The sequence below is a fragment of the Massilia varians genome, assembly GCF_027923905.1.
In the GTDB taxonomy this organism is placed as follows: domain Bacteria; phylum Pseudomonadota; class Gammaproteobacteria; order Burkholderiales; family Burkholderiaceae_D; genus Telluria; species Telluria varians_B.
Genome location: NZ_AP026966.1, coordinates 4,736,370 through 4,747,542, shown reverse-complemented (window position 1 = coordinate 4,747,542; position 11,173 = coordinate 4,736,370). Strand labels below are relative to the sequence as shown.

The following is an 11,173-nucleotide window of genomic DNA, read 5'->3' as shown; positions in this document are numbered from 1 at the left end:
GCTTATTCGAACTCCATGCCTTCACATGCTGGATTGCCTCCCCAATCCCTTGTATACGCTCCGGCACGCACATGCCGCTCAAACGTCGAATACGGCCATTGCGATGCGCCTGTTACCAGTCCGTGCTTTACCGGGTTGAAATGGATGTAATCCACATGCCGTTCCATATCGATCTCATCCCGGATCTGGTGCTCCCAGAATCGGCGTTGCCAGATAGAGCCAGCGCCGCGGTGTTGGCGGGATCGCGACAGCGTCATCGGATACAAGCGATTGCAGGTGTACGAAACCTGATGTTTGATTTGCGACCAACGGGACGAGAAATCGGTATCGCCGTCGGGAAGCGTCCAGATGCAATGCAGGTGGTCCGGCATCAGGACCATCGCATCGGTCGTGAATGGCAGGCGGATACGCACGCGTTCGATGGCGTGGCGCAGGGCAAGTCGCACCGCATCGTCGCACAGGATGGGACGGCGGCGGTGGGTGACGACCGTGAAGAAGTAGGTCGAGCCGGTCAGGGAGCGGCGGTAGTAGGGCATCGGCGCATGTTACGTTGGCGCCGAAACCCCAATGTGTGTCAGATCAAAGGAGAGTTGGACGCGCGGAGTGAATTGGTCCAGTGGACCAATTCACGAGCCGTCCACCCTACGGAGGTGTTCAATCTCGCGGGTGACGGCCTGGCTGACGATCTCCCCCAAGGCTTCATGCAGCCCTTCGCGCAGGTCGGCCGTGAAGCTCTCCAGCGTGCGCTGCATGGCGTCGGCCATGGCGTCGCGCACGCGCTGCTCGAGCACGAAGTCGACCCGGCCCTGCAATTGCTGCAGCACGCGCTCGGTGACGCGGCGTTCCAGCACGCTCCATTCCTCGCCGGTCCAGCGCTCGCTGGCGCGGCGTTCCAGCTGTTCGGCGGCCGGCTCGGCGGCGGGAGTAGGCGCAGGCGCAGGCGCCGCCGGCTCGGCGACGACTTCGGTCAGTACCGGGATGCTGGGGTCGAACGCGGCGTTCTGGCTCATGACTGTCCTGCGACAAAGTGGGTCAGGGGATAGTTCTGCTTCTTGTAGGCGACGTAGCGCTTGCGCCCGGCCGCGGCATCGTCCTCGTCGACCGAGATGATCTCGAACACGCGCGCGAATTGCGATAGTAGCGCAGGAGTGCGGCGGGTGAGGTTGACCAGCATCTCATGATGCGGCAATGCCACGCTCTCATCAAAGGTGACGATGACCGGCGTCTGGTCCGCCAGCGGATCGCCGGCCGGCACGTGCGGGATGAAATCGGTGCTCGACACCGTCCACAGCGCGGCGTTCAGGGCCTCGGCCTGGGCCGCGTCCTCGGCCAGCAGCACCACCCTGGCCTTGGCGGAATAGGCCTTGCGGGCGAGGCGGCAGGCGTAGGCCAGCTTGTCGGGGATGTTGGTGTGGAAGTCGATACGCGTCATGGAGCTGATAAAAGAATGGGGCGGCTTGCCGGCCGCCCCGGTTGCATCAGGCGCTTGCGCCGCCCTGCGCGGTGCCGGCCTGGATCATGCCGCTATGACGCAGCAGCGCGTCGATCGAAGGCTCGCGGCCGCGGAAGGCCCGGAACGATTCCAGCGCCGGACGCGAACCGCCCACCGCCAGGATCTCCTGCTGGAAGCGCTTGCCGGTTTCCTGCAGCTGGCCCGACTCCAGCGCCTCTTCGAAGGCCGCATAGGCGTCGGCGGACAGCACCTCGGCCCACTTGTAGCTGTAGTAGCCGGCCGCATAGCCGCCCGAGAAGATGTGGCCGAAGGAGTGCTGGAAGCGGTTGAAGGACGGCGGGATCATTACCGCGAACTGCTTGCGGATGTCGTCGATCAGGTGCTGCACGGTGCGCTCGGCTTTCGGGTCGAAGTCGTAATGCAGGTGCATGTCGATCAGCGAGAACTCGACCTGGCGCAGCGTCATCATCCCGGACTGGAAGTTCTTCGCCGCCAGCATCTTGTCGTACAGCTGGCGCGGCAGCGGCTCGCCGGTCTTCACGTGCGCGGTCATCTGCTGCAGCTTGTCCCACTCCCAGCAGAAGTTTTCCATGAACTGCGACGGCAGCTCCACCGCATCCCATTCCACACCCGAGATGCCCGACACCGACAGCTCCTCGACTTCGGTCAGCATGTGGTGCAGACCGTGGCCGAACTCGTGGAACAGGGTGATGACTTCGTCGTGCGTGAACAGCGACGGCTGCTGCTTGCCATCCACGACCGCCGGCGGGGTGAAGTTGCAGGTGAGGTAGGCGATCGGGGTCTGCACGATGCCGCCGATCGTCACGCGGCGGCCGCGCGCGTCGTCCATCCAGGCGCCCTGGTTCTTGCCTTCGCGCGCATACAGGTCGAGGTAGAACTGGCCGACCAGCTGGCCGTCGCGCTCGATGCGGAAGAAGCGCACGTCCGGATGCCACACCGGCGCCTCGTCCGCCTTGATCTGCACGTTGAACAGCTCCTGGATGACCGTGAACAGGCCTTGTACGACCTTCGGCTCCGGGAAGTATTCCTTCACTTCCTTCTCGGAGAAGGCATAGCGCTGCTCGCGCAGCTTTTCCGAAGCATAGGCGACGTCCCAGGACTGCAGATCAATGATGCCCAGCTCGTCGCGCGCGAAGGCGCGCAGCTCTTCCAGGTCCTTCTCGGCGAAGGGGCGGGCGCGCTTGGCCAGGTCTTCGAGGAACTCGACCACGTGCTGCGGGCTCTCGGCCATCTTCGGCACCAGCGAGACCTCGGCGAAGTTGGCGTACTCCAGCAGCTGGGCCTCTTCATGGCGCAGCTGCAGCAGCTTGACGATGTTGGCGGTGTTGTCCCACTCGGCGGCCTTGCTGAACATGGTGCCGGCATCCGAGGCTTTGGTGCTGCTCGCGCGGTAGATGGTTTCGCGCAAGGCGCGGTTGTCGCAGAACTGCAGCACCGGGTAATAGGACGGGAAGTGCAGACTGAACTGCCAGCCGGCCTTGCCGTCCTTTTCGGCCGAAGCGCGGGCGGCGGCCTTGACGTCGTCCGGGATGCCCGACAGTTCTTCTTCGCTCTCGACCAGCAGCTTGTAGTCGTTGGTGGCGTCCAGCACGTTCTGCGAGAAGCGGGTGGAGGTCGCGGACTGCTGTTCCTGGATCTCGGCGAAGCGTTCCTTCTTATCCTCGGGCAGTTCGGCGCCGCCCAGGCGGAAGTCGCGCAGCGCGTTCTCGACGATGCGCTTGCGCGCAGGGCTCAGGCTGTCGTACTCGCTGCTGGCGCGAAGCTGCTTGTACTTGGCGAACAGGGCCTCGTTCTGGCCGATCGAGGTCCAGAACTCGATGACCTTCGGCTGGTTTTCGTTGTAGGTGGCGCGCAGCTCGGGCGTGTCCGCCACGTGGTTCAGGTGGTTGACCACGCCCCAGGCGCGGCCCAGGCGCTCGGTGGCTTCCTCGAGCGGCACCACGAAGCTGTCCCAGCTCACGCTGCCGCCGGGCGCTTCCAGTTTGGCCACGACCTCGGCCGCATCCTTGATGAGTTGCTCGATGGCCGGCGTCACGTGCTCCGGCTTGACCAGGTCGAACCGGGTCAGGCCCGAGAAATCGAGGAGGGGATTGCTGGTATCGATGGTCATGTCGTTCCTTTTAAAAGGTTCAGGCCACGCCGGGCTTCGGTTCCATTCCCGTTGCCTGGCTGGGGCAGTTCTGGCTACTGGAGTGCACGCGTTCCGCGGACTCCACGGTGTTCATCAACAGCATGGTGATCGTCATCGGACCGACGCCGCCCGGCACCGGGGTGATGTGCGATGCGACTTCGCGTACGCCGGCATAGTCCACGTCGCCGCACAGCTTGCCGGCGTCGTCGCGGTTCATGCCGACGTCGATCACGACCGCACCCGGCTTGACCATGTCGGCGGTCAGGGTATTGCGGCGGCCGACGGCGGCGACCACGACGTCGGCCTGGCGGGTGTACAGGCCCAGGTCCGGCGTCGCGCTATGGCAGATGGTGACGGTGGCGTTGGCTTGCAAGAGCAGCAGGGCCATCGGCTTGCCGACGGTGTTCGAGCGGCCGATCACGACGGCGTGCTTGCCGCGCAGGTCGATGCCAGTGGTCTCGATCAGCTTCATGCAACCGTACGGGGTGCAGGGGCGGAAGCCCGGCAGGTTGGCGACCAGTTCGCCGGCCGACAGCACCGAGTAGCCGTCGACGTCCTTGCTGGTGGCGATCGCCTCGATGACCTTGCTCGGGTCGATGTGCTTCGGCAGCGGCATCTGGACCAGGATCCCGTGGATGCTCGGGTCGGCGTTGAGGGCCGCGATGCGGTCCAGCAGGGCCTGCTCGCTCAGGTCGGCGTCGTACTTTTCCAGCACCGAGTGGAAGCCGACGTCGCCGCAGGCCTTGACCTTGTTGCGCACGTAGACGTGGCTCGCCGGGTCCTCGCCGACCAGGATGACCGCCAGGCCGGGCTGTCGGCCGGCGGCGGTGAGTTTGGCGGCGCGCTGGGCGATCTCGCCGCGCAGTTGTTGGGAAAGGAGGACTCCGTCGATGTTCTGGGCAGGCATGGGTAGGCTCACGGCTAGGCAAAAATGAAATTATAAGGCCCGGCCTCATATCGCGCGCCGCGCTGAGCGAAGCATTGTCATATTTATTCGATACTGTAGGGTGGACGGCTCTGCCGTCCGCGCGCTCAAATACATGAAAAATAGACACGCCGCGTCCATTCATGGGCTGGTTGAACGCGCGGACGGCGAAGCCGTCCACCCTACGAAATGTGCATCTGCAACATGAGATTCCGCATTATGAAACGACATATCGCAATTTGAAAAAGCCAAAGGCCACTGGTAGAATCGAAGAGTTTATTTTCAGATATTTGAAATTTCACCAAACGCCACCAGCCATTTCACAGGGACGGGGCGCCAAATCTTAGGAGACGCATTAATGTCAGCTCAACTCGACCAGTTGACGGCACAAGCTGCCAACGACCCCGACACCCTCGAAACCCAGGAATGGCTCGACGCGCTGGAGGCGGTGATCGAACATGAAGGCACCGAGCGCGCCCACTACCTGATGGAGCGCATGGTTGACCTGGCGCGCCGCCGCGGCGCCCACATCCCGTTCTCCAGCAATACCGCCTACGTCAACACCATCCCGGCGCACCTGAACGTGAACTGCCCGGGCAACCTGGAATACGAAGAGCGCCTGCGCTCGTGGATGCGCTGGAACGCGATGGCAATGGTGGTCAAGGCCAACCGCGCCGACGGCGACCTGGGCGGCCACATCTCCTCCTTCGCCTCGCTGGCGAACATGCTGGGCATCGGCTTCAACCACTTCTGGCACGCCCCGACCGAAGAGCACGGCGGCGACCTGCTGTACATCCAGGGCCACTCCTCGCCGGGCATCTACGCGCGCGCGTTCCTGGAAGGCCGCATCTCGGAAGAGCAGCTGCTGAACTTCCGCCGCGAAGTCGACGGCAAGGGCCTGTCGTCCTACCCGCACCCGAAACTGATGCCGGACTTCTGGCAGTTCCCGACCGTGTCGATGGGCCTGGGCCCCCTGATGGCGATCTACCAGGCGCGCTTCCTGAAGTACCTGCACGCACGCGGCATCGCCGACACCGAAGCCCGTAAAGTCTGGGTCTTCTGCGGCGACGGCGAGATGGACGAGCCGGAATCGATGGGTGCGATCGGCATGGCCGCGCGCGAGCGCCTCGACAACCTGGTCATGGTCGTCAACTGCAACCTGCAGCGCCTGGACGGTCCGGTGCGCGGCAACGGCAAGATCATCCAGGAACTGGAAGCCGATTTCCGCGGCGCCGGCTGGAACGTGGTCAAGGTCATCTGGGGCTCGCAGTGGGACGCCCTGCTGTCGAAGGACAAGGACGGCATCCTGCAGCGCGTGATGATGGAAACCGTCGACGGCGAATACCAGAACTACAAGGCCAAGGACGGCGCCTACGTGCGCAAGCACTTCTTCGGCAAGCACCCGGAGCTGCTGAAGATGGTCGCCAACATGAGCGACGACGACATCTGGCGCCTGACGCGCGGCGGCCACGACCCGCACAAGATCTACGCGGCGTTCAAGAACGCCCAGGAAAACAAGGGTTCGCCGACCGTGCTGCTGGTGAAGACCGTCAAGGGCTTCGGCATGGGCAAGTCGGGCGAGGCGCGCAACACCGCGCACCAGACCAAGAAGCTGGACGACGCCGCCATCCGCGAGATGCGCGACCGCTTCGCCATCCCGATCCCGGACGACAAGCTGGCCGAGATCCCGTTCTTCAAGCCGTCCGACGACGCGCCGGAAATGCAGTACCTGCACGAGCGCCGCAAGGCCCTGGGCGGCTACCTGCCGCAGCGCCGTGCCAAGGCCGACGAGCAGCTGACCGTGCCGCCGCTGGAATCGTTCAAGTCGGTCCTCGAGCCGACCGCGGAAGGCCGCGAGATCTCGACCACGCAATCCTACGTGCGCGTCATCACCAGCCTGCTGAAGGACCCGAGCATCGGCCAGCGCATCGTGCCGATCCTGGTCGACGAATCGCGTACCTTCGGCATGGAAGGCCTGTTCCGCCAGATCGGCATCTTCAACCAGCAGGGCCAGCTGTACGAGCCGGTCGACCGCGACCAGGTGATGTACTACCGTGAAGACAAGGCCGGCCAGATCCTGCAGGAAGGTATCAACGAAGCGGGCGGCATGAGCTCGTGGATCGCCGCGGCGACCTCGTACTCGTCGAACAACCGCACCATGATCCCGTTCTACACCTTCTACTCGATGTTCGGCATGCAGCGCGTGGGCGACCTGGTCTGGCTGGCCGGCGACATCCGTGCGCGCGGCTTCCTGATGGGCGGCACCGCCGGCCGCACCACGCTGAACGGCGAAGGCCTGCAGCACGAGGACGGCCACAGCCACATCATCGCGGCCACGGTCCCGAACTGCATCCCTTACGACCCGACCTTCGGCCATGAAGTGGCGGTGATCATCCAGGACGGCCTGCGCCGCATGGTGCAGGAGCAGGAAGATGTGTTCTATTACATCACCATCATGAACGAGAACTACGCTCATCCGGGCCTGAAGCCGGGCCAGGAAGAGGGCATCCTGAAGGGCATGTACCTGCTGCAGGAAGGCGCGCCGCTCCAGGGCGGCAAGGACGAGGCCAAGCGCGTCCAGCTGATCGGTTGCGGCACCATCCTGCGCGAGTCGATCTTCGCCGCCGAGCTGCTGAAGAACGACTGGGGCGTCGATGCGGACGTGTGGTCGGCCCCGTCGCTGACGCTGCTGGCCCGAGACGGCCAGGATTGCGAGCGCTGGAACATGGTCAACCCGGATGCCGAGCAGCGCGTGCCCTACGTGACCTCGCTGATGCAGAACACTGCCGGCCCGATCGTCGCGACCACCGACTACATGCGCCTGTTCGCCGAGCAGATCCGCGGCTTCATGCCGAAGGACCGCACCTACAAGGTGCTGGGCACCGACGGCTTCGGCCGCTCGGATTCGCGCGTCAAGCTGCGTGAGTTCTTCGAGGTGAACCGTTACTACATCACCGTGGCATCGCTGCGCGCACTGGCCGACGAAGGCAAGATCGACCGCGCCGTCGTGAGCCAGGCGATCCAGAAGTACGGCATCGACCAGAACAAGCCGAATCCCGTGACCGTATAAATGCTCGAAGCTTGCCGTCCCGCGCCTGCGGGACGGCGGCTTAGGCGCTAACTCAAAGAATAACTGGAGCTAACACTATGAGCATTGTGGAAGTCAAAGTCCCCGATATCGGCGACTTCAAGGAAGTCGAAGTCATTGAACTGATGGTCAAGCCGGGCGACACGATCAAGGTCGACCAGTCGCTGGTCACGGTCGAGTCGGACAAGGCGAGCATGGAAATCCCGTCCAGCCACGCCGGCGTCGTGAAGGAAATCAAAGTGAAGGTCGGCGACAAGGTCGCCGAAGGTTCGCTGGTGCTGCTGCTGGAAGAAGCCGGCGGCGTGGCCGCCGCGCCCGCCGCTGAAGCTGCCGCGCCGGCGCCTGCCGCCGCAGCAGCGGCCGCCGAAGCCGCCCCGGCACCGGCTGCAGCGCCTGCCGCAGCCGGCGGTATCGTCGAAGTCACCGTGCCGGACATCGGCGACTTCAAGGAAGTCGAAGTCATCGAACTGATGGTCAAGCCGGGCGACCAGATCAAGGTCGACCAGTCCCTGATCACGGTCGAATCGGACAAGGCGAGCATGGAGATCCCGTCCAGCCACGCCGGCACCGTGAAGGAACTGAAGGTCAAGGTGGGCGACAAGGTCGCCAAGGGTTCGCTGGTGCTGCTGGTCGAGTCGACCGGCGGCGCGCCGGCCGCCGCCGCACCTGCAGCCGCGGCTCCGGCGCCTGCCGCCGCCGCTCCAGCCGCAGCGCCTGCGCCTGCCGCCGCTGCCCCGGCACCTGCCGCAGCCGCCGCTGCACCAAGCCAAGGCGTCACCGGCTCGAAAGCCCACGCCTCGCCGTCGATCCGCAAGTTCGCCCGCGAACTGGGCGTGGACCTGGCGCGCGTGCCGGGCACCGGCCCGAAAGGCCGCATCACCCAGCAGGACGTGCAGAACTTCGTCAAGGGCGTGATGGCTGCCGGCCCGACCGCCGCGGCTCCGTCGAAAGCCGGTTCGGGCGGCGGCATGGAAGTGCTGGCCTGGCCGTCGCTGGACTTCTCGAAGTTCGGTCCGACCGAAACCGTGGCCCTGCCGCGCATCAAGAAGATCTCGGGCCCGAACCTGCACCGCAACTGGGTCATGATCCCGCACGTGACCCACTTCGAGGACGCCGACGTCACCGACCTGGAGCAGTTCCGCGTCGATTCGAACGCCGCGCTGGCCAAGCAGAAGTCGACCGTCAAGCTGACCATGCTGGCCTTCGTGATCAAGGCCTCGGTTGCGGCACTGAAGAAGTTCCCGCAATTTAATTCGTCGCTGTCGGAAGACGGCGCCAGCCTGATCGTCAAGCAGTACTACAACATCGGCTTCGCGGCCGACACCCCGAACGGCCTGGTGGTCCCGGTCGTGAAGGATGCCGACAAGAAGACCATCTCGCAGATCGCCGTCGAAATGGGCGAGCTCTCCGCACAGGCACGCGACGGCAAGCTGAGCCCGAGCGCGATGCAGGGCGCGACCTTCACCATCTCGTCGCTGGGCGGCATCGGTGGCACGGCCTTCACGCCGATCATCAATGCGCCGGAAGTGGCGATCCTGGGCCTGTCGAAGTCGGCCATGAAGCCGGTGTGGGACGGTTCCACCTTCCAGCCGCGCCTGATGCTGCCGCTGTCGCTGTCCTACGACCACCGCGTGATCGATGGCGCCGGCGCCGCGCGCTTCGCCGCCTACCTGGCGGACGTGCTGGCCGACCTGCGCAAGACCCTTCTGTAAGGAGCGCCGAATGAGCACTGTTGAGGTAAAAGTACCGAACATCGGCGACTTCAAGGACGTCGAAGTCATCGAACTGCTGGTCAAGCCGGGCGACACCATCAAGGTCGACCAGTCGCTGGTGACCGTCGAATCGGACAAGGCCAGCATGGAGATCCCGTCGACGAACGCCGGCGTGGTCAAGGAAGTCAAAGTGAAGGTCGGCGACAAGGTGAACGAAGGTTCGCTGCTGCTGATGGTCGAGGAATCCGGCGACGCCGCCGCACCTGCTGCTGTCCCGGCAGCGGCGGCGCCGGGCCAGGCGGTAGCCGCGACTGCGGCCAGCAAGCCAACCGACTCCTACGCACCGGCCCATCCGGCGCCGGCCGCCACGCCAAGCGCCGCCCCGGCGCCGGGCGCGGCCAGCTACAGCGGCCCGGTCGACATCGAATGCGAAATGATGGTGCTGGGCGCGGGCCCTGGCGGCTACTCGGCCGCCTTCCGCGCCGCCGACCTGGGGATGAACACCGTGCTGGTCGAGAAGTACGCGACCCTGGGCGGCGTCTGCCTGAACGTGGGCTGCATCCCGTCCAAGGCGCTGCTGCACGTGGCGCACATCATGGACGAGACCGCGCACATGGCCGACCTGGGCGTGAGCTTCGCCAAGCCCGACGTCGACATCGACAAGCTGCGCGCCTATAAAGATGGCGTGATCAAGAAGATGACCGGCGGCCTGAACTTCATGGCCAAGGCGCGCAAGGTCAACGTGGTGCAGGGCGTGGGCCAGTTCCTCAGCCCGAACCACATCGAGGTCACGGCAGCCGACGGCAGCAAAAAAGTCGTCAAGTTCGCCAAGGCGATCATCGCCGCCGGTTCCTCGGTGGTGAAGCTGCCCTTCGTGCCGGAAGATCCGCGCATCGTCGACTCGACCGGCGCGCTGGAACTGCGCCAGGTGCCCAAGCGCATGCTGGTGATCGGCGGCGGCATCATCGGCCTGGAAATGGCGACCGTGTACTCGACCCTGGGTGCGCGCATCGACGTGGTCGAGATGATGGACGGCCTGATGCAGGGCGCCGACCGCGAGGCCGTCAAGGTCTGGCAGAAGTACAACGCGCACCGCTTCGACAACATCATGTTGAAGACCAAGACCGTCGGCGTGGAAGCGCTGCCGGAAGGGATCAAGGTCTCGTTCGAAGCGGCCGAAGCCGGCGCCACCGCGCCCGAGCCGCAGCTGTACGACCTGGTGCTGGTGGCCGTGGGCCGCAGCCCGAACGGCAAGAAGATCGCCGCCGAGAAGGCCGGCGTGGCGGTGACCGAGCGCGGCTTCATCGGCGTGGACGGCCAGATGCGCACCAACGTGCCGCACATCTTCGCCATCGGCGACCTGGTGGGCCAGCCGATGCTGGCGCACAAGGCGGTGCACGAGGCCCACGTGGCGGCGGAAGCGGCCCACGGCGAGAAGGCCTTCTTCGACGCCAAGGTGATTCCGTCGGTGGCCTACACCGATCCGGAAGTGGCGTGGGTCGGCCTGACCGAGGACGAAGCCAAGCAGAAGGGCGTCAAGGTCGAGAAGGGCCACTTCCCGTGGAACGCCAGCGGCCGCGCGGTCGCCAACGGCCGCGAAGAGGGCTTCACCAAGCTGCTGTTCGACGCCGAGACCAAGCGCATCATCGGCGGCACCATCGTCGGCACCAATGCCGGCGACATGATCGGCGAAGTGGCGCTGGCGATCGAGATGGGCGCGGACGGCGTGGACATCGGCAAGACCATCCACCCGCACCCGACCCTGGGCGAATCGATCGGCATGGCGGCGGAAGCCTACAAGGGCGTCTGCACCGACCTGCCGCCGGCACGCAAGAAGTAATCT

8 protein-coding genes are annotated in these 11,173 nt (G+C 65.0%); 3 read left to right on the top strand and 5 right to left on the bottom strand.

The window, feature by feature from the left end:
• Positions 1–2: 2 nt before the first annotated feature.
• From MasN3_RS21475 to folD, 5 genes are all read right to left on the bottom strand, one after another.
• On the bottom strand, positions 3–536 hold the full coding sequence (locus tag MasN3_RS21475; RefSeq protein WP_281910100.1) for an REP-associated tyrosine transposase: 534 nt from the start codon (positions 534–536) through the stop codon (positions 3–5).
• 90 nt (positions 537–626) lie between these two features.
• Complete coding sequence (locus MasN3_RS21470) at positions 627–1,010, bottom strand: hypothetical protein (RefSeq protein WP_281910099.1); 384 nt, start codon at positions 1,008–1,010, stop codon at positions 627–629.
• Positions 1,007–1,432, bottom strand: a complete 426-nt coding sequence (locus MasN3_RS21465) for a DNA polymerase III subunit chi (RefSeq protein WP_281910096.1) — start codon at positions 1,430–1,432, stop codon at positions 1,007–1,009. Before MasN3_RS21465 ends, MasN3_RS21470 begins: the two co-directional genes overlap by 4 nt.
• A 46-nt stretch (positions 1,433–1,478) precedes the next feature.
• Positions 1,479–3,584 (bottom strand): M3 family metallopeptidase, encoded by a 2,106-nt coding sequence (locus tag MasN3_RS21460; RefSeq protein WP_281910095.1) that lies wholly within the window; start codon positions 3,582–3,584, stop codon positions 1,479–1,481.
• Between the two features lie 19 nt (positions 3,585–3,603).
• Complete coding sequence (gene folD, locus MasN3_RS21455) at positions 3,604–4,512, bottom strand: bifunctional methylenetetrahydrofolate dehydrogenase/methenyltetrahydrofolate cyclohydrolase FolD (RefSeq protein ID WP_281910094.1); 909 nt, start codon at positions 4,510–4,512, stop codon at positions 3,604–3,606.
• 376 nt (positions 4,513–4,888) lie between these two features.
• Between folD and aceE the strand changes: the two genes are divergently transcribed.
• The 3 genes from aceE to lpdA all read left to right on the top strand — a co-directional run bounded on the left by aceE (position 4,889) and on the right by lpdA (position 11,170).
• Positions 4,889–7,600 carry a pyruvate dehydrogenase (acetyl-transferring), homodimeric type gene (gene aceE / locus MasN3_RS21450; RefSeq protein WP_281910093.1) on the top strand — a complete coding sequence of 904 codons (2,712 nt, stop codon included), beginning with the start codon at positions 4,889–4,891 and terminating at the stop codon, positions 7,598–7,600.
• A 77-nt stretch (positions 7,601–7,677) separates the two neighbouring features.
• On the top strand, positions 7,678–9,330 hold the full coding sequence (aceF, locus tag MasN3_RS21445) for a dihydrolipoyllysine-residue acetyltransferase (protein ID WP_281910092.1): 1,653 nt from the start codon (positions 7,678–7,680) through the stop codon (positions 9,328–9,330).
• A 10-nt stretch (positions 9,331–9,340) separates the two neighbouring features.
• Entirely contained in the window at positions 9,341–11,170 is a 1,830-nt protein-coding gene (gene lpdA / locus MasN3_RS21440; protein ID WP_281910090.1) for a dihydrolipoyl dehydrogenase, read from the top strand.
• Positions 11,171–11,173: the final 3 nt, after the last annotated feature.